Source organism: Streptomyces sp. NPDC047841 (assembly GCF_040704085.1).
Taxonomy (GTDB): Bacteria; Actinomycetota; Actinomycetes; order Streptomycetales; family Streptomycetaceae; genus Streptomyces; species Streptomyces argyrophylli.
The window spans coordinates 36,489-61,145 of record NZ_JBEYRP010000002.1 but is presented as its reverse complement, the minus strand read 5'-3'; the positions used below and the strand labels follow the sequence as shown (position 1 = coordinate 61,145).

Annotated in this window: 26 protein-coding genes; 10 read left to right on the top strand and 16 right to left on the bottom strand. The window is 72.6% G+C overall.

The annotated features are described in order from the left end of the window. Nucleotides 1-9: 9 nt before the first annotated feature. Entirely contained in the window at nucleotides 10-1,293 is a 1,284-nt protein-coding gene (locus tag AB0947_RS02820; RefSeq protein WP_171153812.1) for a geranylgeranyl reductase family protein, read from the bottom strand. 99 nt (nucleotides 1,294-1,392) lie between these two features. On the opposite strand from AB0947_RS02820, the gene AB0947_RS02815 reads away from it, so the two are divergent. After that, nucleotides 1,393-1,911, top strand: coding sequence for a GNAT family N-acetyltransferase (locus AB0947_RS02815; RefSeq protein WP_366748492.1), 519 nt, complete (start codon nucleotides 1,393-1,395; stop codon nucleotides 1,909-1,911). A gap of 109 nt (nucleotides 1,912-2,020) precedes the next feature. Further along, nucleotides 2,021-2,338 (top strand): PASTA domain-containing protein, encoded by a 318-nt coding sequence (locus AB0947_RS02810; RefSeq protein ID WP_366748491.1) that lies wholly within the window; start codon nucleotides 2,021-2,023, stop codon nucleotides 2,336-2,338. 24 nt (nucleotides 2,339-2,362) lie between these two features. Here the strand turns inward: AB0947_RS02810 and AB0947_RS02805 are convergent, their stop codons facing one another. Genes AB0947_RS02805 through AB0947_RS02790 form a run of 4 tightly spaced genes read right to left on the bottom strand, consistent with a single transcriptional unit; the run spans nucleotide 2,363 to nucleotide 6,737 of the window. Further along, nucleotides 2,363-3,055, bottom strand: a complete 693-nt coding sequence (locus tag AB0947_RS02805; protein WP_366748490.1) for a demethylmenaquinone methyltransferase — start codon at nucleotides 3,053-3,055, stop codon at nucleotides 2,363-2,365. Continuing rightward, complete coding sequence (locus tag AB0947_RS02800) at nucleotides 3,052-4,170, bottom strand: acyltransferase (protein ID WP_366748489.1); 1,119 nt, start codon at nucleotides 4,168-4,170, stop codon at nucleotides 3,052-3,054. Before AB0947_RS02800 ends, AB0947_RS02805 begins: the two co-directional genes overlap by 4 nt. Before the next feature lies 1 nt (nucleotide 4,171). Continuing rightward, nucleotides 4,172-6,409: a glycosyltransferase gene (locus tag AB0947_RS02795; RefSeq protein ID WP_366748488.1), complete on the bottom strand. Its 2,238-nt coding sequence runs from the start codon at nucleotides 6,407-6,409 to the stop codon at nucleotides 4,172-4,174. A 19-nt stretch (nucleotides 6,410-6,428) separates the two neighbouring features. Continuing rightward, nucleotides 6,429-6,737, bottom strand: coding sequence for a hypothetical protein (locus AB0947_RS02790; protein WP_366748487.1), 309 nt, complete (start codon nucleotides 6,735-6,737; stop codon nucleotides 6,429-6,431). 239 nt (nucleotides 6,738-6,976) lie between these two features. Between AB0947_RS02790 and AB0947_RS02785 the strand changes: the two genes are divergently transcribed. Further along, nucleotides 6,977-7,984 (top strand): chitinase, encoded by a 1,008-nt coding sequence (locus AB0947_RS02785; protein WP_366748486.1) that lies wholly within the window; start codon nucleotides 6,977-6,979, stop codon nucleotides 7,982-7,984. Nucleotides 7,985-8,023: 39 nt separating this feature from the next. Here AB0947_RS02785 and AB0947_RS02780 read toward each other — a convergent pair whose 3' ends face one another. The 4 genes from AB0947_RS02780 to AB0947_RS02765 all read right to left on the bottom strand — a co-directional run bounded on the left by AB0947_RS02780 (nucleotide 8,024) and on the right by AB0947_RS02765 (nucleotide 11,587). Next, nucleotides 8,024-8,629 carry a hypothetical protein gene (locus AB0947_RS02780; RefSeq protein WP_366748485.1) on the bottom strand — a complete coding sequence of 202 codons (606 nt, stop codon included), beginning with the start codon at nucleotides 8,627-8,629 and terminating at the stop codon, nucleotides 8,024-8,026. A 7-nt stretch (nucleotides 8,630-8,636) separates the two neighbouring features. Beyond that, entirely contained in the window at nucleotides 8,637-9,836 is a 1,200-nt protein-coding gene (gene mqnC, locus AB0947_RS02775) for a cyclic dehypoxanthinyl futalosine synthase (protein ID WP_014674270.1), read from the bottom strand. Between the two features lie 72 nt (nucleotides 9,837-9,908). Next, nucleotides 9,909-10,688 carry an A24 family peptidase gene (locus AB0947_RS02770; RefSeq protein ID WP_366748790.1) on the bottom strand — a complete coding sequence of 260 codons (780 nt, stop codon included), beginning with the start codon at nucleotides 10,686-10,688 and terminating at the stop codon, nucleotides 9,909-9,911. A 50-nt stretch (nucleotides 10,689-10,738) separates the two neighbouring features. Then, nucleotides 10,739-11,587 (bottom strand): menaquinone biosynthesis protein, encoded by an 849-nt coding sequence (locus AB0947_RS02765; RefSeq protein ID WP_366748484.1) that lies wholly within the window; start codon nucleotides 11,585-11,587, stop codon nucleotides 10,739-10,741. A gap of 287 nt (nucleotides 11,588-11,874) precedes the next feature. Here AB0947_RS02765 and AB0947_RS02760 point away from each other — a divergent pair, with 287 nt between their 5' ends. Then, nucleotides 11,875-12,078, top strand: a complete 204-nt coding sequence (locus tag AB0947_RS02760; protein WP_003992177.1) for a cold-shock protein — start codon at nucleotides 11,875-11,877, stop codon at nucleotides 12,076-12,078. A 100-nt stretch (nucleotides 12,079-12,178) separates the two neighbouring features. On the opposite strand, the gene AB0947_RS02755 is transcribed toward AB0947_RS02760, so the two are convergent. After that, entirely contained in the window at nucleotides 12,179-12,742 is a 564-nt protein-coding gene (locus tag AB0947_RS02755) for an XRE family transcriptional regulator (protein ID WP_366748789.1), read from the bottom strand. A 69-nt stretch (nucleotides 12,743-12,811) separates the two neighbouring features. On the opposite strand from AB0947_RS02755, the gene AB0947_RS02750 reads away from it, so the two are divergent. Both AB0947_RS02750 and AB0947_RS02745 read left to right on the top strand, forming a co-directional pair. Next, entirely contained in the window at nucleotides 12,812-13,516 is a 705-nt protein-coding gene (locus AB0947_RS02750) for an AzlC family ABC transporter permease (RefSeq protein ID WP_366748483.1), read from the top strand. Further along, complete coding sequence (locus AB0947_RS02745; RefSeq protein ID WP_366748482.1) at nucleotides 13,513-13,827, top strand: AzlD domain-containing protein; 315 nt, start codon at nucleotides 13,513-13,515, stop codon at nucleotides 13,825-13,827. Before AB0947_RS02750 ends, AB0947_RS02745 begins: the two co-directional genes overlap by 4 nt. On the opposite strand, the gene AB0947_RS02740 is transcribed toward AB0947_RS02745, so the two are convergent. Further along, nucleotides 13,824-15,461 carry a serine/threonine-protein kinase gene (locus AB0947_RS02740; protein ID WP_366748481.1) on the bottom strand — a complete coding sequence of 546 codons (1,638 nt, stop codon included), beginning with the start codon at nucleotides 15,459-15,461 and terminating at the stop codon, nucleotides 13,824-13,826. The genes AB0947_RS02745 and AB0947_RS02740 overlap by 4 nt on opposite strands. Nucleotides 15,462-15,544: 83 nt before the next feature. On the opposite strand from AB0947_RS02740, the gene AB0947_RS02735 reads away from it, so the two are divergent. Beyond that, nucleotides 15,545-16,177 carry a methyltransferase domain-containing protein gene (locus AB0947_RS02735; RefSeq protein ID WP_366748480.1) on the top strand — a complete coding sequence of 211 codons (633 nt, stop codon included), beginning with the start codon at nucleotides 15,545-15,547 and terminating at the stop codon, nucleotides 16,175-16,177. Here AB0947_RS02735 and AB0947_RS02730 read toward each other — a convergent pair. Further along, on the bottom strand, nucleotides 16,133-16,390 hold the full coding sequence (locus AB0947_RS02730) for a DUF397 domain-containing protein (RefSeq protein WP_366748479.1): 258 nt from the start codon (nucleotides 16,388-16,390) through the stop codon (nucleotides 16,133-16,135). The two genes, AB0947_RS02735 and AB0947_RS02730, sit on opposite strands and share 45 nt — an antisense overlap. Then, a complete protein-coding gene (locus AB0947_RS02725; protein WP_366748478.1) occupies nucleotides 16,387-17,250 on the bottom strand; it encodes a helix-turn-helix transcriptional regulator in 864 nt (287 codons plus the stop codon). The genes AB0947_RS02730 and AB0947_RS02725 overlap by 4 nt, the downstream gene beginning before the upstream one ends. Before the next feature lie 107 nt (nucleotides 17,251-17,357). Between AB0947_RS02725 and AB0947_RS02720 the strand changes: the two genes are divergently transcribed. Continuing rightward, nucleotides 17,358-17,822, top strand: coding sequence for an ATP-binding protein (locus AB0947_RS02720; protein ID WP_366748477.1), 465 nt, complete (start codon nucleotides 17,358-17,360; stop codon nucleotides 17,820-17,822). Here the strand turns inward: AB0947_RS02720 and AB0947_RS02715 are convergent. The 3 genes from AB0947_RS02715 to AB0947_RS02705 all read right to left on the bottom strand — a co-directional run bounded on the left by AB0947_RS02715 (nucleotide 17,773) and on the right by AB0947_RS02705 (nucleotide 22,284). Beyond that, nucleotides 17,773-18,654: a LysR family transcriptional regulator gene (locus AB0947_RS02715; protein ID WP_366748476.1), complete on the bottom strand. Its 882-nt coding sequence runs from the start codon at nucleotides 18,652-18,654 to the stop codon at nucleotides 17,773-17,775. The genes AB0947_RS02720 and AB0947_RS02715 overlap by 50 nt on opposite strands. 206 nt (nucleotides 18,655-18,860) lie before the next feature. Beyond that, on the bottom strand, nucleotides 18,861-20,801 hold the full coding sequence (locus AB0947_RS02710; RefSeq protein ID WP_366748475.1) for an AMP-dependent synthetase/ligase: 1,941 nt from the start codon (nucleotides 20,799-20,801) through the stop codon (nucleotides 18,861-18,863). A 187-nt stretch (nucleotides 20,802-20,988) separates the two neighbouring features. Beyond that, entirely contained in the window at nucleotides 20,989-22,284 is a 1,296-nt protein-coding gene (locus tag AB0947_RS02705) for an acetyl-CoA C-acetyltransferase (RefSeq protein ID WP_366748474.1), read from the bottom strand. A 126-nt stretch (nucleotides 22,285-22,410) separates the two neighbouring features. On the opposite strand from AB0947_RS02705, the gene AB0947_RS02700 reads away from it, so the two are divergent. Together AB0947_RS02700 and AB0947_RS02695 are read left to right on the top strand one after the other, a co-directional pair. Further along, a complete protein-coding gene (locus AB0947_RS02700) occupies nucleotides 22,411-23,748 on the top strand; it encodes a 3-oxoacyl-ACP reductase (protein WP_366748473.1) in 1,338 nt (445 codons plus the stop codon). Continuing rightward, nucleotides 23,748-24,626, top strand: coding sequence for a MaoC/PaaZ C-terminal domain-containing protein (locus AB0947_RS02695; RefSeq protein WP_366748472.1), 879 nt, complete (start codon nucleotides 23,748-23,750; stop codon nucleotides 24,624-24,626). Before AB0947_RS02700 ends, AB0947_RS02695 begins: the two co-directional genes overlap by 1 nt. Nucleotides 24,627-24,657 lie beyond the last annotated feature (31 nt).

The following is a 24,657-nucleotide window of genomic DNA, read 5'->3' as shown; positions in this document are numbered from 1 at the left end:
AGCGCCCGGTCACGCCTTCGGGGCCACCTTGCTCAGGCCGTTGATGATGCGGTCCATCGCGTCCCCGCCCGTGGGGTCGGTGAGGTTCGCCAGCAGCTTCAGGGTGAACTTCATCAGCAGCGGGTGGGTCAGACCGCGCTGGGCGGCGATCTGCATGACCTTCGGGTTGCCGATGAGCTTCACGAAGGCGCGGCCGAGCGTGTAGTAGCCGCCGTAGGTGTCCTTGAGGACGCGCGGGTAGCGCTGGAGGGCGATCTCGCGCTGGGCGGGCGTCGCGCGCGCGTGGGCCTGCACGATGACGTCGGCGGCGATCTGGCCGGACTCCATGGCGTAGGCGATGCCCTCGCCGTTGAAGGGGTTCACCAGGCCGCCGGCGTCGCCGACGAGCAGCAGCCCGCGCGTGTAGTGCGGCTGGCGGTTGAAGGCCATGGGCAGGGCGGCGCCGCGGATCGGGCCGGTCATGTTCTCCGGGGTGTAGCCCCAGTCCTCCGGCATGGAGGCGCACCACGCCTTGAGGATCTCGCGCCAGTCCAGCTCCTTGAAGGAGGCGGAGGTGTTGAGCACGCCGAGGCCCACGTTCGACGTGCCGTCGCCCATGCCGAAGATCCAGCCGTAGCCGGGCAGCAGGCGGTCCTGGGGGCCGCGGCGGTCCCACAGTTCCAGCCAGGACTCCAGGTAGTCGTCGTCGTGGCGGGGCGAGGTGAAGTAGGTGCGCACGGCCACGCCCATCGGGCGGTCCTCGCGGCGGTGCAGGCCCATCGCCAGGGAGAGGCGGGTGGAGTTGCCGTCGGCGGCGACGACGAGCGGCGCGTGGAAGGTGACCTCGCGCTTCTCCTCGCCGAGCTTGGCGGTGACGCCGGTGATGCGGCCGGTGCGGTCGTCGAGGACCGGGCCGCTGACGTTGCAGCGCTCGTACAGCCGGGCGCCGGCCTTCTGGGCGTTGCGGGCGAGCTGCTCGTCGAAGTCGTCGCGCTTGCGGACCAGGCCGTAGTTCGGATAGGCGGCGAGGTCGGGCCAGTCGAGCTGGAGGCGGGAGCCGCCGCCGATGATGCGCAGGCCCTTGTTGCGCAGCCAGCCGGCCTCCTCGGAGATGTCGATGCCCATGGCGACGAGCTGCTTGACCGCGCGCGGGGTGAGGCCGTCGCCGCACACCTTCTCGCGGGGGAACTCGGTCTTCTCCAGGAGCAGGACGTCGAGACCGGCCTTGGCGAGGTGGTACGCGGTCGTGGAGCCGGCTGGCCCCGCGCCCACGACGATCACATCGGCGGTGTGGTCGGAGAGGGGCTCGGTCACGGCGGGATCTCCCCAAGGTTTCGAAATCTGAGTGCCGACCGGCACTGGACATGGGCAGTCTATTCAGCGGACTTGATCGACCGGCTGAAGGGCTGCCCTGTGAAGCGACCTCTCCCCGCGGTACGGCTGCGCGTCCCCACGCACGAGGACGCGGTCGCCTGGCACCGGGTCTTCGCCGACCCGGAGGTGATGGAGTTCCACGGCGGCAGGCCGGCGGGGCTGTCGGTGTACGAGGAACTGACCGCGCGCCAGCGGCGGCACGACGCGGAGCACGGCTTCTGCCTGTGGACCCTGCTGGACGAGTCCGGCGAGGTCATGGGCTTCACCGGCGCGCAGCCGTGGCGCCCGGACTGGGGCCCGGTCGGCGCGATCGAGATCGGCTGGCGGCTCGGGCGGGCGCACTGGGGCAAGGGGTACGCCACCGCGGCGGCGCGGGAGACGCTGCGGCGGGTGCGGGAGGCCGGGGTGCCGGAGGTGGTGGCGATGGTCCGGCAGGGCAACGAGCGGTCGATCGCGGTGACCCGGCGGCTCGGCATGGAGCGGGCGGAGACCTACCCGCACCCGACGCTGGACGAGCCGGCCCTGTGCTTCCGGCTCCGCTTCCGTCACTCAGAGTAGTAATCTGTCACGGAAAGGTACCGGCGCCTTCCGGGCGGACCGGGTGAGCGTTACCCTTCCAGTACCGCTGGGGGTGACATCTGTGCGTATAACACCCAAAACACCCGAAGTGCGCGTCCCTCGTCTGGTCGGTCTCATGGCCGTGGACGCGCGCGAGACGGCCAGGGCGCGGGGTCTGCTCCTCAACGCGCCGGACCGCCCGGAGTTCCACCGCACCGTGGTCGACTACGTCGTACGCCAGTACCCGCAGCCCGGCGCCGAGGTGCCGCCGGACTCGATGGTCTACGTGTGGTTCGACTTCGGTGAGGGAGAGGGCGGCGGAGGCGTGCGGGAACCGCGCGTTCCGCGGCCACCGACGGGCGGACTGCGACGGGAGCTGGAACAGCCGGGCGACCCGTACGCGGTAGCCGGGTTCGGCTCCTCCTGAGACTCCCCGCCTCCCGGAAGCCCGCTACTCCTTGAAGCCCCGGTGCAGCGCGACCACCCCGCCGGTGAGGTCGCGCCACGCCACCTTGGACCAGCCCGCCCCGCGCAGCCGTTCGGCGAGCGCGGGCTGGTCGGGCCAGGCGCGGATGGACTCGGCGAGGTAGACGTACGCGTCCGGGCTGGAGGAGACCGCGCGCGCGACCGACGGCAGCGCCCGCATCAGGTACTCGGTGTAGACGGTGCGGAACGGCGCCCACGTCGGATGGGAGAACTCGCAGATCACCACGCGTCCGCCGGGCCGGGTGACCCGGTGCATCTCGCGCAGCGCCGCGTCCGTGTCCTGGACGTTGCGCAGCCCGAAGGAGATCGTCACCGCGTCGAAGGTGTCGTCCTTGAAGGGCAGCCTCGTCGCGTCGCCCGCCGTGAACGGCAGCCAGGTGTGCTTCTTCTTGCCGACCTGGAGCATGCCGAGGGAGAAGTCGCAGGGGACGACGTACGCGCCGGTCCGCGCGAAGGGCAGCGAGGAGGTGGCCGTGCCGGCGGCGAGGTCCAGGACCTTCTGCGCGGGGCGCGCGTCGACCGCCTTCGCCACCTCCTTGCGCCAGCGCCGGTCCTGGCCGAGCGACAACACGTCGTTCGTCAGGTCGTACCGTTCCGCCACGTCGTCGAACATCGAGGCGACTTCGTGTGGCTGCTTGTTCAGGGAAGCGCGGGTCACCCGCCCATTCTTGCAGCCCGCCCTCCCGGCAGGAGCGTCGGCTTCTTGCGGGCCGCCACGTCCTCCACCCACCCGCACGCCAGCACGAAGAAGGCGATCAGCACCCAGCCGACACCGAACAGGAACCACTGGCTGTCCAGCGGCAGGTAGGTCTCGAAGGCCGGTACGTTCCAGAGCCGGTCGATCAGCGGGACGGCCAGCACCAGCGCGATCTCGTGCCAGAGGTAGATCGTCACCGCGCGGGCGTTGAACACGGTGACCGCGCGGTCCAGGCGCCGGAACCGGGTCAGCCCGGCGAGGTCGATCCGCAGGCGCGCCTTCGCCCACATCAGCAGCGTCACGAAGCCGGCCGACCAGAAGGCCTGCGCGAGGGGGTTCTCGTCCAGGTCGTACGTCCCGAACTCGGCCTGGTGCCCGAAGGCGTACCAGGCGCCGTAGCCGAGGGCCGCGAGCGACAGGACGGCCACCGGGACCGGCTTGGCCCGCTGGAGCACACCGTCGCGGTGGGCGAAGCCCAGCAGCCAGCAGAAGAGGTACGTCGACAGGTCCCACAGGGCGCTGCCCAGCCGGTTGTCCGGGCCCGCCCAGCAGAAGTCCAGCACCAGGACCGGCGCCAGGGACAGCAGCAGGACGGGGACCGGGGCGAGCCGGAAGACCCGCAGCAGCAGCGGGGAGAGCAGCACGAACCAGAGGTAGGTGCGCAGGTACCAGAGGATCTCCCAGGCCTGCTCGCCCCACGCGCTGCCCGGCGGGTCGCCGAGCGGGACGACCCAGAAGACGATCTGCCGGCCCGGCATCCAGCCGTGGACCAGCATCGCGAGCACCACGAAGAAGCCCCAGAACCAGAACGGGGGCAGCAGCCGTCTGAGCCGGCTCCCGAGGACCTTGGGGGCCGGGCGTTCCAGGGACTTCGCCATCAGGGTCCCGGCCAGGGCGAACATGACGCCCATGGAGGGGAACACCAGGCCGCACCAGGCCCACCCGAAGGTGTGGTAGGTCACCACCCGGATCAGCGCCAGGGCCCTGAGCGTGTCGAAGTAGCGGTCGCGCCCGGCGGGGCCGGGTCCGGACGGCCGTACGGCGGGAACGGCCGCGGTCCTGCTGTGCGCTCCCATCTCAGCCCGCCTCCGCCGGTGTGCCGACCTCGCCCGTCCGCTTCAGCTTCTGCCAGCGCAGGCGGCCGCCGGTGAGCGCGGTGACGCAGGAGTGGATGAGGACGAGGTACATCATCTGGCGGTAGGCCAGTTGTTGCAGGGGCATCATCAGCAGGTAGCGGTACTTCTCGCGGTCGAGGCGGAAGGCGTAGGCCGCGCACAGGAGCTGGACGCCGAGGACCGCCAGCCAGGCGAGCAGGGCCGCCCGGAAGTCGACGAAGATCATCGAGTAGACGGTGAAGACGTCGATGAGCGGGGCGAAGAGCGGCGTGACCACCTGGAAGATCACCACCAGGGGCATGCCGACCCGGCCGAAGCGGCCCGAGGGCCCCCGGTCCGTCAGGGACTTGCGGTGCTTCCACAGGGCCTGCATGGTGCCGTACGACCAGCGGTAGCGCTGGGACCAGAGCTGCTTGAGCGAGCCGGGCGCCTCCGTCCAGGCCCGGGCGTGCTCCTGGTAGACGACCCGCCAGCCCGCGCGGTGCATGGCGATGGTGATGTCGGTGTCCTCGGCGAGGGTGTCCTCGCTCATGCCGCCGGCCGCCAGCACGGCGTCCCGGCGGAACGCGCCGATCGCGCCCGGGATGGTGGGCATGCAGCGCAGCAGGTCGTACATGCGCCGGTCGAGGTTGAAGCCCATCACGTACTCGATGTGCTGCCAGGCCCCGATCACGGTGGTGCGGTTGCCGACCTTGGCGTTGCCGGCGACCGCGCCGACGGACGGGTCGGCGAACGGCTGCACCAGTTGCCGCACGGTGTCCGGTTCGAAGACCGTGTCGCCGTCCATCATGACGACGATGTCGTACGACGCGTTGCGCACGCCGTTGTTCAGCGCGGCCGGTTTGCCGGCGTTCTCCTGGCGGATCACCCGGACGTTCGTCATGCCGAGCGACTCGGCCGCGTCGCGCGCGATCCGCGAGGTGCCGTCGGTCGAGCCGTCGTCCACCACGATGATCTCGATCGGGTGGGTGCTGCGCGCCAGCGACCGGAGGGTGTTGGCGATGCACTCCTTCTCGTTGTACGCCGGGACGACCACGCTCACCGGACCGGTGACCGCGGGACCCCAGCCGAACCGGCGTCTGTTGCGCTGCCGGTGGTGGCGGCGGGCGAGGACCAGCATCATCCCGAAGCGGCCCAGCACGGCCACCCCGACGATCGCCAGCCCGACCGACAGCGTGGGCACGGTCCACTCGGCGACGGCCACGGCCGCGATGAGGGCCTTGCCCTCGTAGAGGGTCGGTCCGGTGGCCCGGTGGTGGGCGGCCTGGAGGCGGAGGCCGGCCGGCGTGCCGCCGGCCGCCGTCTGCCGGTCCGCCGCGCGCGGGCGCTCCATGACCCCGCTGATGGTGGTGAAGGTGTAGCCCTTCGCCTTCATCTTCTCGATGTACTCCGGCAGCGCCGCGATCGTCTGCGAGCGTTCGCCGCCCGCGTCGTGGAAGAGCACCGAGGCGCCCCGGGTGCCCTTCGGGGTGGCCCACTTCACGATGTCGGAGACGCCCGGCCGCTTCCAGTCGTCGCTGTCGGTGTCCACGAAGACGCTGGTGTAGCCGTCCTTGCCGAGCCTCTCGTAGACGGGCCAGCTGTAGTCGTCGATGGCGTCCGTCTCGGAGGAGTACGGCGCCCGGAACAGGGTCGTGGTGATGCCGGCCGCACCGGCGAGGGCGAGCTGTGTCTGCTCCATCTCGCGGTCGACGCGGGACGCGGACTGGTACGACAGGTCGACGTGCGTGAAGGTGTGCACGCCGACCTCGTTGCCCTGCTCGACCATCGTCCGCACGATGCCCGGGTAGCGCGACACCATCGAGCCCACCAGGAAGAACGTGCCGGGGACGTCGTACTTGCGCAGGATCTCGAGGACCTGGGGCGTCCAGGTCGGGTTCGGGCCGTCGTCGAAGGTGAGGGCGATGGTCTTGGCGGGGACGGAGACCGTGGTGGCCTGGCCGCCGCGGAAGGTGAGGATCGGGCCGCCGTCGAGGATCGTGTCCGGGACCTCGCTGGAGTCGGCTCCGCTGCGCACGCGCTGGTCGCCGCCGACCTCGGCGCGCAGGTACCCGTCGAGCAGCATCACGCAGGTCAGCGCGAGCAGGAGCAGGAGGGCGAGGATGACGCGGGGGCGTTGCAGCGCCGCGGCCCGGCCTGCCGCGCGCTCGATGCGGGTGGGCGCGCGCCTGCGGCGCCGGGAGGACGTCGGAGTGGTCATGACTGCCGCTGCGCTCCGCTCAGTTGGCGCCCGCGGACGCGGATGCGGAGGCGGACGGGGTCGTGGACGCGGTGGGTGAGGCCGTCGGCCGGACGGTGTCCGGCAGGTCCGCCTGGCGGCCGATGCCGCCCTCGGGCCGTATCCCGCCGGGTGCCCGGCCGTCTTCGGCACGCGCGCCGAAGGGCAGCAGGGACGACGGGTTCAGCGAGGTGCCCCAGCCCATGAACGCGGCGGCGAGCACGCCCGCGTAGGCGAGGCAGACGGCGCCGAGGAACAGGCCGAGGCGGCGCAGCACCTTCGACCGGCGTCCGGTGGTGTCAACGAACACGGGTCCCTCGGTGGACCCGTTGCCATGTGTGCGGCGACGACCGCGCCCGGCGGCGCAAGTTTCGATGGCGGGTTCGGATTGCATTCCCCGGATATTAGAGAGGCTTTATGTGTCCTTTTCTCTGGAATTCTTGTGAGCCACCCGAGATCCTTGTGAGCCGCCCATGAAGGCGCCGTGAACCTGTCGGCGGGCTGAGAGAACGCACGGAATGCACACCCCGGTGTGAGAGATTTCCTTCCATGAGGAGTCCACTGAGGCCGATGGCCGGGGCCGGCTGCGCGGTCGCGCTCGCGGTGACGGGTTGTTCCGCCGGGGCCACGAGCGCACCGCACGCCGCCGCCTCCAGCACCGCCGCCGCCCCCACGACCAGCACCGTCTACGCCCCCTACGTCAGCGCCACCGAGGCCGCGGCCACCGACTCCGCCGGGTCCCCGGCGACGTACAACCTCGCCTTCGTGATCTCCGGTGGCAGTGGCTGTACGCCACAGTGGAACGGCACCGAGGCGATCACCGATTCCGCCGTGACGTCCCGGATATCCGCGCTGAGGAAAACCGGCGCCGATGTCCGTGTTTCGTTCGGCGGCGCCTCCGGAAAGGAGTTGGCCGCCGTCTGCGACAGCGTTTCGGAACTCGCCGCCGCGTATGGAAAGGCGCTGGACGCGGCCGGCTCCAGCGCGGCCGACTTCGACATCGAGGGAGACGAACTGACGAACTCCGCCTCCGTCGGCCTGCGTTCGCGGGCGATAGCGCGGCTGCAGGAGGAACGACCGGACCTGAAGGTCTCCTTCACCCTCCCGGTGATGCCCTCGGGGCTCGACGCGGACGGCCTCGCGCTGCTGGAGTCCGCGAACACGTACGACGTCCAGGTCTCCACGGTCGATCTCATGACCATGAACTACGGCGAGTCGTACGACGGTGACATGGGGGACTACGCCGTGACGTCCGCGACGGCCGCGCACGCCCAGCTGAAGAAGGTGTTCGGGCTGTCGGACGCGGCCGCCTGGCGGGGCATGGCGCTGACCTCCATGATCGGCGTCAACGACGTGGCCGGGGAGACGTTCACGCTGTCCGACGCGGACCAGGTGCGGACGTTCGCGGAGCGGAAGGGGCTCGCCTGGGTGTCGATGTGGTCGGCGTTCCGGGACCGGCCGTGTACCAAGGGGCGGTCCGGGCAGGACGACGCGGCCACGGACTGCAGCGGGGTGAGCCAGACGTCCGGTGCCTTCGCGCGCCGCTTCTCCGGCTGAGCGGACCGCCTCTCCGGCCCGGCGGACCGCCGCGGCTGCTCAGCGGCGGCGGAACACCAGCCGTCCCGCCACCACCGTCGCCACGCACGTCCCCGCGCCCCGCTCGGCCAGCTCTTCCTCGTCGCGCACGTCGAAGACGGCGAAGCGGGCGGCGGAACCCTCGCGGCGTTCGGTCGCCGGCATGGGGGGCCGGGCGGAGCCGAACGGGTCCAGGGAGGGCGGGTCGTCGGGGGTGCCCAGCCGTCCCACGGTCCCGAGCCCGGAGCGCCGCACGGCGTCGCGCACCGCGCGGCTGCCGAAGGGCTCGCAGGCCACGGCGACCGTGCCGTGCGCCAGCAGGCGCTGGATGCCCCGCCGGGCGCTCGCGCCCCAGCGGGCGTCGTCCAGGGTGAGCGAGCCGAGCGCGTCCCCGGTCAGCGGCTCGGTGCCGAGCTCGTCGGCCTCGCGTGGGTCCGGGTGGTACGTCCGCTCCAGCAGCTCGTTGCCGTAGGGGTTGACGAACCCGGGCGTGAGGATGCCGGGCCAGGCGCGCACACGCACGCGTGGCTGCGCGGCGGTCAGCTCCTCCAGGGGACCGACCGCCTCGATCCACTCCCCCTTGACGAGGAAGGCGTGCCCCCTGGAGTCGGCGTGGATCGTCAGCACGGCGGCCCTAGTTCGACGCGAGCAGCTTCAGCTCGGGGTGGGCCGTGCCGCCCTCGATGGCCGTGGAGGAGATGTGGGAGACCACGCGGTCGTCCACGGGGTCGTTCGCCGGGTCGTCGTGCACGACCAGGTGCTCGTACGTCGTCGCGCGCTGCGCCGGGACGCGGCCCGCCTTGCGGATCAGGTCGATGATCTCCAGGCGGTTGGAGCGGTGCTTGGCGCCGGCCGAGGAGACCACGTTCTCCTCCAGCATGATCGAGCCGAGGTCGTCCGCGCCGTAGTGCAGGGACAGCTGGCCGACCTCCTTGCCGGTGGTGAGCCACGAGCCCTGGATGTGCTGGACGTTGTCCAGGAAGAGGCGGGCGATGGCGATCATGCGCAGGTACTCGAAGAGCGTGGCCTGGGTGCGGCCCTTCAGGTGGTTGTTCTCGGGCTGGTAGGTGTACGGGATGAACGCGCGGAAGCCGCCCGTGCGGTCCTGCACGTCCCGGATCATCCGCAGGTGCTCGATCCGCTCGGCGTTGGTCTCGCCGGTGCCCATCAGCATGGTGGAGGTGGACTCGACGCCCAGCCGGTGCGCGGTCTCCATGATCTCCAGCCAGCGCTCGCCGCTCTCCTTGAGGGGCGCGATGGCCTTGCGGGGGCGCTCGGGCAGCAGTTCCGCGCCCGCGCCGGCGAAGGAGTCCAGGCCGGCCTCGTGGATGCGGGTGATGGCCTCTTCCACCGAGACCCCGCTGATCCGGGCCATGTGCTCGACCTCGGACGCGCCCAGGGAGTGGATGACGAGCTGCGGGAAGGCCTCCTTGATGGCCCGGAAGTGCTTCTCGTAGTACTCGACGCCGTAGTCCGGGTGGTGGCCGCCCTGGAACATGATCTGGGTGCCGCCGAGCTCCACGGTCTCGGCGCAGCGGCGCAGGATGTCGTCCAGGTCCCGCGTCCAGCCCTTCTCCTTGTCCTTGGGGGCCGCGTAGAAGGCGCAGAACTTGCACGCCGTGACACACACGTTCGTGTAGTTGATGTTCCGCTCGATGATGTACGTGGCGATGTGCTCGATGCCCGCGTACTTGCGGCGGCGCACCGCGTCGGCGGCGGCTCCCAGGGCGTGCAGGGGGGCGTCGCGGTAGAGGACGAGCGCCTCTTCCGGGGTGATCCGCCCACCGGCAGCGGCACGGTCGAGGACAGACGTGAGGTCGGCCTTCTCGGTCACCAGGGTGTCCCTTTCGTCAAGGGTTGTGGACGGACTGAGCCAGCCTACGCCAGCCCCTTCTTCCGCCCGCGCTCAGGCCGCGTACGCGCCGATCAGCACCCCGGTGAGGGCGCCGGCGAGGAGGAACGGGCCGAACGGCACGGCCGTCTTCCGGCCCGCCCGCCGGGCCAGGACGAGCGCGCCGCCGTAGAGCGCGCCGAGCAGGAAGCCCGCGAAGGTGCCGAGCAGCACGGTGGGCCAGCCGTACCAGCCGAGCGCGGCGCCCGCGCCCACGGCCAGCTTCACGTCACCGAAGCCCATGCCGCCCGGGTTGACGCGGTACAGCAGGTAGTAGCCGGCGCCCAGCGCGAGGGCGCCGTAGAGGGCGGTGCGCCAGTGACCGGCGTGTCCAGGGAGCAGGGCGGCGAGGCCGAGCAGGGCGAGGGCGGTGGCGGCGAGCGGGAGGGTCAGCGGGTCGGGCAGCCGCTGCACCCGGAGGTCGACGGCGGCGAGGAGCACGCCGGCGGGCGCGATCAGCAGCCACACCGCCAGCTCCGGCCGGGTGCCGGTGGCGGCGGCGAGGGCGGCGCAGACGAGGGCGGTGGCGGTGGCGAGGAGCGGCGCGGAGGGGGCGTACGGCTGGTACGAGGTGACGGGCACGCGCCCCTCGGCTCCCCCGCGTTCGCCCACGCGCGCGCACGCAGCGCACCGGACCCGGCCCAGCCACCCCCGGACCGGATGGCGGCCGCCGGGGCAGCGGTCGCGCCACGGCTCGCCGGACGGTACGGCGAAGCGGTAGGCGGCGCGGGGCAGCAGGGCCCCGGCCAGCACGCCCCAGAGCAGGGCGCCGAGCACCGGCACCCCCGTGGTCACCCCGCCCACGCTTCCCCCCTCGGTCGCCCCGTCCCGGGTTCCTACCCCGTTCAGGGCTGGAGCAGATCCACCTTCACGTCGGCCGGGAAGCCGGTCGTCGGGCCGACCCGGCGGGCGAACTCGGCGACGGCCTCCAACTGCGGCGCGCCGAAGCTGAAGTCGAGGGTGGTGAAGTACTGCTCCAGGGTGGCCTCGTCGAAGTCCTCCCAGCGGGCGGCCTGTTCGGCGACCTTGTGCACCTCTTCCAGGGAGAGGTCGCGGGAGGCGAGGAAGGCCTCGTGGACCTTGCGGGTGATGAACGGCTCGCGTTCCAGGTAGTCCCGGCGGGCCGCCCACACCGCGAAGACGAACGGCAGGCCGGTCCACTCCTTCCACAGCGCGCCGAGGTCGTGGACCTGGAGGCCGAAGCGGGGGCCGTCGAGGAGGTTGGCGCGCAGGGCGGCGTCGCCGATGAGGACGGCGGCCTCCGCCTCCTGCATCATCAGGCTGAGGTCGGGCGGGCAGGTGTAGTAGTCGGGCTGGACGCCGTACCGCTCGGCGAGCAGCAGCTGGGCGAGCCGGACCGAGGTGCGCGAGGTCGAGCCGAGGGCGACCCGGGCGCCGTCGAGCCGGTCCAGCGGGACCTGCGAGACGATCACGCAGGACATCACCGGGCCGTCGCAGCCGACGGCGATGTCGGGGAAGGCGACGAGGTCGTCGGCGTTGCGCAGGAACTCCACCAGGGTGACGGGGCCGATGTCGAGGTCACCGTGCACGAGCCGCTCGCTGAGCTTCTCCGGGGTGTCCTTGGTGAGCTCGAAGTCGAGGAGCGTGCCGGTTCTCGCGAGCCCCCAGTACAGGGGCAGGCAGTTCAGGAACTGGATGTGGCCGACGCGCGGCCGGGTGCGAGAATTGTCCACATCGCGAGACTAGACCCCGTGGAGTACGGCGCCCGGACCGGCCCCACCTCCGAACGGCCTAGCGGACGTTCAAACATCCGGGTGACGTGATCTTGACCCCTATTGCTTTCGGCTGCCCGGATGCTAGGCTTGCCGCAAGTTGCAGTTTGGTTTCCCTTGCAGTACAGAGCCTGCGGAGCATGTAACCGCAGGCTCTCGTCGTTTTCAGACGAATGCAGTCGTGCAGCACCGTTTCGCACTTGCAGGTTCTGGAGGCAGGGCAACCCTTTTGGGCCCAAGGAGGGCTTATGGCTACCGGAACCGTGAAGTGGTTCAACGCCGAAAAGGGCTTTGGCTTCATCGCCCAGGAGGGCGGCGGCCCCGACGTCTTCGTTCACTACTCCGCGATCAACGCCTCCGGCTTCCGCTCCCTCGAGGAGAACCAGCAGGTGAGCTTCGACGTGACGCAGGGCCCGAAGGGCCCGCAGGCGGAGAACGTCACTCCCGTCTGATCACTGCCTGATCGCAGAACCTGAGTGCAGTACCCAAGGAGCCCCGCGCCACCGGCGACGGGGCTCCTGCCTTTCCCCGTTCATTTCGTATTCACGCACGTCACATGTGCTGCATGATCAGCACGAACGTGGTCCCGGCCGCGAGCGCCTCGTACGCATGGGGCACGTCTCCCCGGTACGACATGTAGTCCCCGGGGCCGAGTTCCACGGCCCCGCCGCGCGGACCGGCTTTCACGGCCCCGTCGCTGACCACGATGTGCTCGACGGTCCCCGGGGTGTGGGGCTCTGAATCCCGTACGGTCCCGGGCTCCAGCCACACGTGATAAATGTCCCGGCGCGCCCCCGGCGGGCTCGCCGACAGCAGCGCGGCCACATAGCTGGACCGCTCCGAGCCGACCGTGGGCCCCTCGCCGGCCCGGATCACCTGGACGCTGGGCGCCGGTGACTCCACCAGGGCGCTGAACGGCACCCCGAGCGCCACCGCGAGCGCCCAGATGGTCTCCATGCTCGGGTTCCCGCTCGCGGCCTCCAGCTGGGACAGCGTGGACTTGGCGATTCCGGCCCGCTTGGCCAGCTCGGACAGGGACAGGCCGGCACGGCCGCGCTCCCGCTTCAGGGACGCGGCGATCCACTCCAGGGGGAGCCGGGCGGGCACCTCGGACATGTGCGTTCGCTCCATCGGTACGATCGTTCGCCTTGACGGACAGGGCGCTCACTGTCCATCGTAGAGAACATGCGTTCGCCACACCGAACACCGCCCCCGCCCGACGCGGACCGTTCCCTCCTCCGCGACAGCTCACTCGTCTGGCTGGCCAGCGGCATCGTCGGCGTCTCCTTCGGCGCCGTCTCCGTCGCCGGCGGACTGCCCCTGTGGGTGCCGGTGCTGATGTCGCTGGTGGTCTACGCGGGATCGGCCCAGTTCAGCGCGGTGGGCGTGCTGCTCGCCGGGGGCGGGCCCGTCGCCGCCGTGGCCACCGGGCTGCTGCTCAACACCCGGACCGCGGCCTTCAGCCTTGCCGTGGCCGAGATCATCGGCACCAACCGCGCGACCCGTTTCCTGGGCGCCCATCTGGTCACCGACGAGACGGTCGCCTTCGCCCTCGCCCAGTCCGACCCGGTACGGCAGCGGCGGGCGTTCTGGATCTCCGGGCTCGGCCTGTTCGCCGTGTGGAACATCGGCGTCCTGGCCGGCGGGCTCGCGGGCGGCGCCCTCGGCGACACCGCCCGCTACGGCCTGGACGCCGCGTTCCCCGCCGTCCTCGTCGCCCTGGTCCTGCCCGCCCTCCGCGCGGACGCGGCGGTACGGCGGTGTGCCCTGCTCGGCGCCGCCCTGGCCCTGGCGGCCACGCCCGCCGTCCCGGCCGGGGTCCCGGTCCTGCTGGCCCTGGCGGGACTGCTCCTGCACCGCCGCCCGGCCGACCGGGGAGCCGCCGCGTGAACACCACGCTCGTCGTGATCCTCGCCCTGGCCGCCGGCACGTACGCCTTCCGGCTGGTCGGCCCGGCCCTGCACGGCCGGGTCACCGTCCCGCCCCGCGTCCAGGAACTGGCCACGGCGGGCGCGGTGGTCCTCCTGGTCGCCCTGCTGGCCACGGGCGCCCTGACCGAGTCCGGCGGCTTCGCGGGCTGGGCCCGCCCCGCCGGCGTGCTGGCCGGCGCCGCACTGGCCTGGCGCCGGGCACCGTTCGTCGTGGTGGTGCTGGGGGCGGCCGTGACGACGGCGGTGTTGCGGGGGGTGGGGGTGAGCTAGGCGGCGTGCCGCCAGATGGTCAGGTCGCCGGTGAGGAAGGCGATGTCGGGCATCGCGGTGGACTTCGTCTGGATCACGTACAGCCCGATGTCGCCCTCGTCGTCCTTCAGGCAGAACTCGGTACCGGTCGCCGCGCCGGCCAGCGTCCAGCTGTGCTTGGTGGCGTGCCTGAGGAAGAGACGGCACTCGTCGAGGGTGGTGCCGTGTCCGCCGTACATCTGCAGGAACACCACGCTGTCGCTCTTCAGTTCGCAGCCGATCGTCCGGCAGTCGAAGCGGATGTCACCCTTGCGGTCCCTCCGCTGGGGCTGTTGGTCCTTGAGGCTCAGCGAGGTCTTCGCGTCCAGCCACAGCCCGGAGAACCCCTCCGGCCGCGCGACCCGGGGCGAGGCCGAGGACCCGACGTCCCCGGCGCCCGGGGCGGACGCGTCCGAGGGACGGGACGGGGAATCCGGCGCGGAGCCCGGCGCGGACGCCGACGACGAGGACCGTGCGGCCGGCGCCGTCGCCGACGTCCGGGAACCCGCCGTGTCCCGCCCGTCGGACCGGCCGTTCGCGTCCATGACCGACCATGCCAGGAGCGCCGCCAGCAGCGCGCCGCCCGCCACCCCCGCGACCGAGATCAGCGCGGCGCGCCGCCGGCGGCGGGCCTTCCGCTGCTCCGGCGTCGGCTGCGGCCAGCCGGCCGACGCGGTCGGCTGCTGCTGGGCGTACGCCCGGGTCGGCTCCGGTACGGGTGCCGGAACCGCGCCTTCCGGCCCGGTGATCTCCCGCCACACGGCCGGTCCCCCACCCGCGTCGGCGTCCGCGCCCAGCCGCTGCCGGCACCACTCCACGACCTCCGCCGCGGTGGCCCGCTCCGCCGGATCGGCGGCCAGGCACCGCGCGAACAGCGGACGCAGCGGCTCGGGCAGCAGATCGAGGCCGGGTTCCTCGTGCACGATCCGGTACAGCACGTTCACGGCCGGACCGTCCCCGTACAGCGGCCTGCCCAGCGCCGCGAACGCGGCCGTCTGCCCGAGCGCGAAGACGTCGGTCGCCGCCGTCACCTCGCCCCCGGACGCCTGCTCCGGAGCCATGAACGAGGGCGTGCCGATCGTGCCGCCCGTCGCCGTGTACGAGGTCCCGTCGGCCGCCAGCGCGATACCGAAGTCGATCACCCGGGGCCCGTCGGCGGCCAGCAGCACGTTCGACGGCTTCAGGTCCCGGTGCACGATGCCCTCGGCGTGAATGGCCTCCAGCGCCTCGGCCACCCCCGCCATCAGCCACAGCACGGCCGCCACCGGCAACGGCCCGCGCCGGGCCACGGCCTCCGTCAGGGACGGCCCCGGCACGTACAGCGTGGCCAGCCACGGCGGGACGCCGTCGGCATCGGCGTCGATCAGCTCGGCGGTGTACGCCCCCTTCACCCGCCGAGCCGCCTTGACCTCCCTGCCGAACCGCCGCCGGAAATCCGGATCGTCCGCCAGTTCCGGCCGTACGACCTTCAGCGCGACGGGCCGCCCGCCCTGCGTGTGGGACAGGTAGACCCGGCCCATACCGCCCGCGCCCAGCCGCGCGGCGAGACGGTAACCCGCCACCACGGGTGGGTCGTCCGCCTGGAGCGGCTGGAACACATCCGTCGACTGGTTCACCGGCCCGTACCCCCCAGTAAATGCGTTGGCCAACGACAGCAGCCTAAGCGGGGTGTCGGTGCGGGCCGCTACGGTCCCTGCCCATGACCGACACCCGCGCCTTCTACGACACCATCGCCGAGGACTACGCCGGCCACTTCCGCGATCCCCTCGCCGAACGGCCCCTGGAACGCGCGCTCCTCGGCGCGTACGCCGAACAGGTCGGCCCCCACGGCACGGTGGCCGACCTCGGCTGCGGCCCCGGCGACGTCACCGCCCACCTCGACGGTCTGGGCCTGTCCGTCTTCGGCGTCGACCTCTCGGACGCCATGATCGTCATCGCCCGCCGCCGGTATCCCGCCCTGCGGTTCGAGCAGGGCTCGATGCGGGAACTCTCTTCGGCCGACGGTTCGCTGGCCGGGGTCGTGTCCTGGTACTCCAGCATCCACACCCCCGTGGACGAACTCCCCGACCTGTTCACCGAGTTCCACCGCGTGCTGGCGCCTGGCGGACGGCTCCTCCTCGCCTTCCAGGTGGGCGACGTACCGCTCCGCCTCGAACGCCCCTTCGGCCATGACGTGACCCTGGACTACCACCGGCGCCGCCCCGAGCAGATGGCGGACCTGCTCACCGGCGCCGGCTTCACCGTCCGCTCCACCACCGTGCGGGGGCCCGAGGTGACGCGCGGCGAATCACCCGTCCCGCAGGCGTTCCTTCTCGCCCAGAAGGAAGGCTGACCAGGCGGAGGGGGTGACGGTGAGGTGGGCGGCGAGGGGTTGCTTCGAGTCGCGGATGTGGATGGCGGTGGGATGGGCGGCGACTTCCAGGCACTGGCCGCCTTCGCCGTCGCTGTAACTGGACTTACGCCAGCTGTAGGCGAGTTCGACGCATTCGCCGCCCCCGCCGCTGCTGTAGCTGCTCTTGAACCAGCTGAGTTCGTCACTGCTCATAGCCGTCCCCGCAGTTTCTCAATCAGGTCCAGCGACTCGCTGGGACGCAGGGCCTGCGCTCTCAAGAGCCCATAACGTTCGGCCAAGACGCCCACTTCTTCCGCGTCGCTGATGAGCCGTGGATACGTGTGGATCTCCACGTACGCTACCTGCTCTCCTTTGCGGACCGTCAGTAGGTTGAACGGCCCGTCCATGCTGGGCTGTTCGGCGCGGTCCATCGGCATGACCTGAAGCTCGACGGTACGCAAACGGCCGATCCTCAGCAGGTTCTGGAGCTGCTGCGCATGCACCTCCGGGCCACCCAACGGGCGTAGCAGCACGCTCTCGTCGAGTACGAAGCTGAAGGTGGCGGACGGCCAGACGTCGAACTTCTGCTGTCGAGCCATCCGATCCGCCACCCGCTTCGCAATCGCCTGCTCGCTCAGCAAGGGCCGCCACTGCGCGAACACGGCCTCGGCGTACGCCTCCGTCTGGAGTAGACCCGGTACCAGCAGGTTGCTGTAGACGTGCAGGGCGGAAGCCTGCTCTTCCAGCGCCGCATAACCCCGGTACCACTCGGGATGCCGTGTCCGCGCCCTGGTCATCGCCTCCTCCACCTCCGGGATGACCGCGATGAACACGCCGTTGGCGCCCAGGATCTCGTCGGCCCGCCGCAGGAACTCCGGCCTCGGCGTACGCACCCCTCGCTCCATCGCGGAGATCTGGTCCGGGCCGTACCCCACCAACTGGCCGAACTCCCGCTGGTTCAGCCCCGCCCGCTCCCGCATCAGCTTCAGCTGCTTGCCCAGGACGGCGAACACCCCGGCCGACCCGTTCTCCTCCGCCGGCGTCTCCGGCCTGCGCCCGCTCTCCTCCGTCACGTGCCCCTCCGACTGACCCGTACTCCCACGAACCGCACCCGTACGACTACGGACAGTCGCCGGGTCTCCCCTGGTCAGCGTAGGGAGAAGTGACCACGCTCGGTGATGTGAACGTAGAAATCTCCACCCCCACAACCGAACTCGTCCAACGGCTCAGCGCAACGCCGCGAGGCGCCCGGCTGGCGCGGCGGCTCACCGGTACCGCGCTCGCCACCTGGGGGTATCCCCATGACGGCGACCTCAGCCACACCGCCCAGCTCGTCGTGGCCGAACTCGCCGCCAACGCCGTCACCCACGGTCTCGTACCGGGCCGGGACTTCGAACTGCGGCTCGCGCTGCGCCCCGCCGAGGACACCTTGCGTATCGAGGTGAGCGACGCCCGGGGCGACCGCGCCCTCCGCTTCCTCGACGGGGGGCTGGAGGACGAGAACGGCCGGGGTCTCGTGATCGTGCAGGTGCTGGCCACACTCTGGGGCGTGTCCGAGCGGGACGTCGGCAAGACGGTCTGGGTGGAGCTGGCGCTCAGCGCAGAGCGGCGACCGTGTCCGCGAAGGCCCGGGCCGGCGGACTGAGCGCGTCCCAGCGGCGGACCGCCCAGCCGACGGGGAGGGGGCGCAGGCCGGGCAGCGGGACCAGGCGCAGCGGGCCGTCGCCGGGGACCGGCAGCCCCGGCACGGCCGGTACGACCGCCCTTCCGATCCCCAGCTCGGCGAGCAGCAGGGCCGTGTCCCAGTCGGCCACGCTCGGCTCGTAGGCGAACCGGACGCCCCGCTCGGCGCACGCCGCTTCCAGGTGGGCGGCGGACGTGGAGTTCGGCGGGAGCCGGATGACCCGGGCGCCGGACAGCTCGGCCGGGTCCAGGTGCGGGCGGCCGGCCAGCGGGTCGTCCGCCCGGACCGCGAGGAGCCACGGCAGCTCCACGAACGTCCGCTGCTCGATGCCCCGGACCGGCGGGCCGATGGTGATCCAGGCGAGGTCCAGCGTGCCGTCGGCGAGGGCGTCGAAGCTGCCCCGGCCCGAACTGACCGTGCGGAACTCCAGGTTGACCGTGGGGTGCCGGCGGCGGAACGTGACGACCGCGTCGGACATGAAGTGCCGGACGGTCGTCGCGCCGGTGGCCACGCGGACGTACCCGCTGTGGCCGTCGACCAGGTCGCGCAGCTGTCGTACGGCGACGTCCAGGGCGTTGATGCCCTCGCCCGCGGCGGCCTCCAGTATCCGGCCGGCCCGCGTCGGCACGACCCCGCGCGGCTGGCGTTCCAGCAGGGCCACGCCGGTCTCCCGCTCCAGCCGCTTGACGTGCTGGCTGACGGCGGACTGGGTGCGGCCGAGGTCACGGGCGACCGAGCTGAGGCTGCCCGCACGGCACACGGCGACGAACACGCGGAGGTCTTCGAGGGTCACAAGGCCCAAGCTAACACTGGGGTTTGATGAGGAAACCCAAGGATTGACTGGGCTCGGCACGGCGCGCGAGGATCGTGCGCGGGCCGCGACCGACCCAGGCGGCAACCCGCTCCCCGCCCCGCCGAGTCCGGAGGAGGCGGGACCAGCGAGGAGCGGGTGCCGACCGTCGCCGGTGCGGTGACGTGACCGTCCCGGCGCCGGTCCCCTCAGCGCTCGTACAGCCCCTCCACCTCCGCCGCGAAGTCCCGCAGGATCTGGTCCCGGCGCAGCTTCATGGACGGGGTCAGGTGGCCGGCCGACTCGGTGAAGTCCACCGGGAGCACGGCGAAGCGGCGGATGGACTCGGGGCGGGACACCATCCGGTTGGCCTCGTCCAGCGCTCGTTGCAGGACCGCGCGCAGTTCCTCGTCGTCCACCAGGAGTTCCGGCGGCACCGGGTGCTTGCCGATCATCTGGCGCCAGTGCGTGATGCCGTCGCGGTCCAGGGTGATGAGCGCGGCGACGTAGGGGCGGCCGTCGCCCACCAGCATCACCTGGGAGATCAGCGGGTGCTGGCGCAGCCAGTTCTCCAGCGGGGCCGGGGCCACCGACTTGCCGCCCGCCGTGATCAGGAGTTCCTTCTTGCGGCCGGTGATGGTCAGGTAGCCCTCGTCGTCCAGTTCGCCGAGGTCGCCCGTGGGCAGCCAGCCGTCGCGGGTCGCCGGGACCACTCCGCCCGCCTGGGGGTCCCAGTAGCCGCGCAGCACGTGGTCGCCGCCGACCAGGATTTCGCCGTCCGCCGCGATCCTCACCCGTGTGCCCGGCAGCGGCCAGCCGACCGTGCCGAGGCGGGGCTTGAGGGGCGGGGTGACCGTGGAGGCGCCGGTGGTCTCCGTGAGGCCGTAGCCCTCGAAGATCTCGATGCCGGCGCCGGCGTAGAACGCGGCGAGGCGGCGGCCGAGCGGGGAGCCGCCGCAGATGGCGTACCGGACGCGGCCCCCCATGGCGGCGCGGATGCGGCGGTAGACGAGGGGGTCGTAGAAGGCGCGCTGTGTCTTCAGGGCGCGGCCCGGACCGTTGCCCGCGCCGGTCTGGCGGGCCTCCAGCGCTTCGCCGTACCGCTCGGCCACGGCCGCCGCCCGGTCGAAGACCGACGCCCGGCCGCCGGCCTCCGCCTTGGCGCGCGCCGCGTTGTACACCTTCTCCAGCATGTAGGGGATGGTCAGCAGGCAGGTCGGCTTGAAGGCGTCCAGGTCCGGGAGGAGGTCCCGCGGGGCCAGGCTGGGGGCGTGGCCGAGGCGGACCCGGGCGCGGACGCAGGCGATGGCCACCATGCGGCCGAAGACGTGGGACATGGGGAGGAAGAGCAGGACCGAGGGGTCTTCGCCCTGCGCCTTGAAGACGGGGTGGAGGAGTTCGATCGCGTTGTCGACCTCGGCGAAGAAGTTGCCGTGCGAGAGGGCGCAGCCCTTGGGGCGGCCGGTGGTACCGGAGGTGTAGATGAGCGTGGCGAGCGTGTCGGGGCCGAGCATGCCCCGGCGTACGCCGGTCTCGCCCTCGGGCACGAGTGCGCCCGCTTCGGCGAGCCGTGCCACGTGGTCCTTCTCCATCACCCACAGGTGGCGCAGGTCGGGCAGGTGGGGGAGCTCGGGTCCGATGGCGGCGGCCTGGGCGGCGGTCTCGGTGACGAGGGCGACCGCGCCGGAGTCGTGCAGGATCCAGCGGGTCTGGAAGACGGAGGAGGTCGGGTAGACCGGGACCGTGACCAGGCCGGCCGCCCAGGCGGCGAAGTCGAGCAGGGTCCAGTCGTACGTGGTGCGGGACATGACGGCGATGCGGTCGCCGGGCATCAGCCCCTCGGCGACCAGGCCCTTGGCCACGGCCTGCACCTCGGCGGCGAAGCGCGCGGCCGTCACGTCCGTCCAACTGCCGTCTGACCGCTTGCGGCTGAGGACGACCCGGTCGGGGTCGGTCTCGGCGTTCTCGTACGGGAGGTCGGCGAGGGAGCCGTGGGTGACCGGGGGCGCGAACGGGGGGACCGTCACTTCCCGTACGGCCCCGTCGAGCCGGACCGTCACGGGTTCGACGAGGACCGGGCGGCCGTCGTAGTCGGTGGCGGAGACCGGGGTGCCGGAGGAGGCGGGCGGGGTCGGGTACGGCGTGGACACGGGCGGCTCCTCTGGCGTGCGTGCACCTGCGGTGGGCCTTCGGGGACAGGGCGTTACCGCTGGTTAGGCAGGTGATCGTACGACTCCGCTGTGAGGGGGTTGTGCGGGTCCGGAAATGATCCGGGGCCGGGGATGTGCAGCCTCGGGGGTTATGTGACGGGTGTTCACCTCTGCCCGCCACCCGGTGTCAGGGGCGCTCCAGGATCGCCGTCACCCCCTGGCCGCCCGCCGCGCAGACCGAGATCAGCCCCTTGCCCGGGCCCTCCCGCTCCGCCAGTTGCTTGGCCAGGGTCGCCACGATGCGGGCGCCCGTCGCCGCGAAGGGGTGGCCCGTGGCCAGCGAGGAGCCCGTGGCGTTCAGGCGCGCGCGGTCCACGGGCGGCAGGCCCCGCTTCTCCCAGGCCGCCAGCGTGGCCAGCACCTGGGAGGCGAAGGCCTCGTGGATCTCGACCAGGTCGAAGTCGGCCAGGTCCAGGCCGGTGCGCTCCAGCAGGCGCGGGACCGCGTACGCCGGTGCCATCAGCAGTCCGTCCCCGCCCTCCGTGCCGCCCGTCACGTCCCCGTGGACGAAGTCGACGGCCGCCGTCTCGTACGCGGTCAGGTACGCGAGCGGTTCCAGGCCGCGCGCCTCGGCCCACTCCTCGCTCGCCAGCAGGACGAGGGCGGCGCCGTCCGTGAGGGGCGTGGAGTTGCCGGCCGTCATGGTGGGGTCGGGGTGGTCCGTGCCGAACACCGGCTTCAGGGCGGCCAGTTTCTCCGGGGTGGAGTCCGGGCGGAGGTTCTGGTCCCGTTCCAGGCCCCGGAAGGGGATCACCAGGTCCGCGAAGAAGCCACGCTCGTAGGCGGCGGCGAGGCGCCGGTGGCTGGTGGCCGCCAGTTCGTCCTGGGCCCGGCGGGAGATGCCCCAGGCGCGGGCGGTGACCGCCGCGTGCTCGCCCATCGACAGGCCGGTGCGCGGCTCGGCGTTGCGCGGGACGTCCGGGACGAGGTGCGCGGGGCGGATGCGGGCCAGCGCCTTCAGGCGGGCGGACGCGGACTTCGCCCGGCGGGCCTCCAGGAGGATGCGGCGCAGGCCGTCGTTGACGCCCAGGGGCGCGTCGCTCGCCGTGTCGGCGCCGCCCGCCACCGCCGACTCGGTCTGGCCGAGGGCGATCTTGTTGGCGGCGGCGATGACGGCCTGGAGTCCGGTGCCGCAGGCCTGCTGGACGTCGTAGGCGGGGGTGCGCGGGTCCAGCCGGGAGCCGAGCACGGTTTCGCGGGCCAGGTTGAAGTCCCGGCTGTGCTTGAGGACCGTGCCGGCGACGAACTCGCCGACCGCGCCGGGGCCGTGCAGGCCGTAGCGGTCGGTGAGGCCGTTCAGGGCGGCGGTCAGCATCTCCTGGTTGCTCGCGGTGGCGTAGGGACCGTCGGAGCGGGCGAACGGGACGCGGGTGCCGCCGAGCACCGCGACCCGGCGTGCGCGGGGTGGCTCCAGGGGGCTCATGTCGATCTGCTCCTCACCCGTGACGGTGGTTCACCCGACAGTGGTTCACCTCGACTTACCTTCGGTAACCTTACTTCAAAGTAAGCAATGCCAGCCCTTCGGAACCGAGTCGCGCGGGAGTCGCAGATGGCCGACCGCTACCTCAGCCTCACCGGCACGGCCCCCGGCCGTTTCCTCACCCGGCGCCTGGGCCTGCCCCAGCCGGCCGAGCTGATCCGGTGGTCACCGCAGCGGCCCGCGCTGCCGGGCCCCCTGCTGCACCTGACCGCCGGGAAGTCCGCCCTCGACCTCGCGCCCGTCCTCGGCCGGACCGGCCTCGCCGCCGGCGACCGGGACCCCGCCGCCGTCGTCCTGGACGCCACCGGGGTGCGGGACGTCGGCACGCTCGCCGAGGTGCACGCGGCCCTCCACCCCGTCGTACGGTCCGTCGCCCCCAGCGGCCGGGTGCTGGGGCTGGGCGCCCCCCTCGACCCCGCCGACCACCACCAGTCGGCCGCCCAGCAGGCCCTGGAGGGCTTCACCCTCCCCTACCCTCGGCTGCGCTCGCGCGGGGGCACCCCCACCCTCGGCAAGGAGATCGGGCGCGGCAGGACCGTCAACCTGGTCCGGCTGACGGACGCCGGGGCCGCCGAGTCCACCCTGCGGTTCCTGCTCTCCCCCCGGTCCGCCTACGTCAGCGGCCAGGTGATCGAGGTCGGCGGCACGGAGGTCACCGCCCCGGCCGGCTGGGAGCGGCCGTTCGACGGGCGCACCGCCCTGGTCACGGGAGCCGCGCGCGGGATCGGCGAGGCCGTCGCCGGGACGCTGGCGCGGGACGGCGCCCGGGTCGTCGTCCTGGACGTGCCCGCCGCCGAGGCCGACGCCCGCCGGGTGGCCGAACGGCTCGGCGGCACCGCCCTCGCCCTCGACATCACCGCCGCCGACGCGGGCGAGCGCATCGCCGACGCCCTCCCCGGCGGACTGGACGTCCTCGTCCACAACGCGGGCATCACCCGGGACCGGCGGCTGGCCAACATGCCGGCGGACCGGTGGCGGTCGGTGCTGGAGGTCAACCTGGGCGGCGTGCTGCGCACCACCGACGCGCTGCTCGCCGGCGGCGCCCTCCGCGCCGGCGGGCGGATCGTGGCCACCGCCTCCATCGCCGGGCTCGCGGGCAACGCGGGCCAGACCAACTACGGCGCGAGCAAGGCGGGGATCGCCGGTCTCGTACGGTCCCTGGCGCCGCGCGCGCTCGCCGGGCACGGGGTGACCGTCAACGCGGTGGCGCCCGGGTTCATCGAGACGAGGATGACCGCCGCGATCCCGCTGCTCCTCCGTGAGGCGGGCCGCCGCATGAACTCCCTCGCGCAGGGCGGGCTGCCCGTCGACGTCGCCGAGACCACCGCCTGGCTCGCCCACCCGGCCTCCGGCGCGGTCAACGGCCAGGTCGTCCGCGTCTGCGGCCAGAGCCTGCTGGGGGCGTGATGACCGCCGTCACCCTGACCGCGCCCCCCGCGCTGGCCCCGCTGCTGGCCCGGGGCGCCCTGCGCTCGCCCTTCAAGCGCCCCGCCCCGGACGCGGCCTTCCCGCGCACCCGCCTGGTGCTGCCCGGCGTTCGCGTCGACCTGGCCAGGCTGACCGCGTACGAGCGGGTCTGCGGCTTCCCGACCGGCGAGCCCGACCTCCCGGTCACCTACCCCCACGTCCTCGGCTTCCCGCTGGCCATGCGGCTGATGAGCGGGCGGGACTTCCCGCTGCCGCTGCTGGGGCTGGTGCACACGTCGATCGAGATCACCCAGGCCGCCGCGCCGGCGGCGGACCGCGCGTACGAACTCGGCGTGTGGATCGCCGGACTGGCCGCGCACCGGCGGGGGACGGAGGCGACGGTGGTGACGGAACTGCGGTCGGGCGGGAGCGTGCTGTGGGAGTCCCGGAGCACGTACCTGGCCCGGCACCGCACCGGCGCCGGAACGCCGTCCGAGACGCGCGAGGGCCCCGGTACGCCACGCGGGCCACGGCCGGACGCCGGCACCGCGCTGCCCGCCGCCGCCGAGTGGAGCCTCGCCGGGGACGTGGGACGGCGGTACGGCGCCGCCTCCGGCGACCGCAACCCCATCCACCTGCACCCCCTCACCGCCCGCCTCTTCGGCTTCCCCCGTGCCGTCGCCCACGGCATGTGGACCCTGGCCCGCTGCCTGGCCGCCCACGGCACCCCCGGCGCCACCGAGGTCAGGGCGCGGTTCCGGGCGCCGGTGCTGCTGCCGGGGACGGTGGTGTACGGGGCCGACGGCAGCGGGCGGTTCGAGTTGCGGGCGGCGGCGGACGGGCGGGTGCATGTGGAGGGGGACGTGCGCGGGACGTGAGGGCCGTTGCCGGGTGCGACCGGATGCGGGG

Bases quoted from the DNA above. Each gene is read 5' to 3' on its own strand.
- AB0947_RS02800 (WP_366748489.1), bottom strand. From the start codon at position 4,170: ATGGGAGCGCACAGCAGGACCGCGGCCGTTCCCGCCGTACGGCCGTCC.
- AB0947_RS02705 (WP_366748474.1), bottom strand. From the start codon at position 22,284: ATGAGCCCCCTGGAGCCACCCCGCGCACGCCGGGTCGCGGTGCTCGGC.
- AB0947_RS02730 (WP_366748479.1), bottom strand. From the start codon at position 16,390: ATGAGCAGTGACGAACTCAGCTGGTTCAAGAGCAGCTACAGCAGCGGC.
- AB0947_RS02785 (WP_366748486.1), top strand. From the start codon at position 6,977: ATGAGGAGTCCACTGAGGCCGATGGCCGGGGCCGGCTGCGCGGTCGCG.
- AB0947_RS02735 (WP_366748480.1), top strand. From the start codon at position 15,545: ATGACCGACACCCGCGCCTTCTACGACACCATCGCCGAGGACTACGCC.
- AB0947_RS02750 (WP_366748483.1), top strand. From the start codon at position 12,812: ATGCGTTCGCCACACCGAACACCGCCCCCGCCCGACGCGGACCGTTCC.
- AB0947_RS02755 (WP_366748789.1), bottom strand. From the start codon at position 12,742: ATGTCCGAGGTGCCCGCCCGGCTCCCCCTGGAGTGGATCGCCGCGTCC.
- AB0947_RS02700 (WP_366748473.1), top strand. From the start codon at position 22,411: ATGGCCGACCGCTACCTCAGCCTCACCGGCACGGCCCCCGGCCGTTTC.
- AB0947_RS02695 (WP_366748472.1), top strand. From the start codon at position 23,748: ATGACCGCCGTCACCCTGACCGCGCCCCCCGCGCTGGCCCCGCTGCTG.
- AB0947_RS02795 (WP_366748488.1), bottom strand. From the start codon at position 6,409: ATGACCACTCCGACGTCCTCCCGGCGCCGCAGGCGCGCGCCCACCCGC.
- AB0947_RS02760 (WP_003992177.1), top strand. From the start codon at position 11,875: ATGGCTACCGGAACCGTGAAGTGGTTCAACGCCGAAAAGGGCTTTGGC.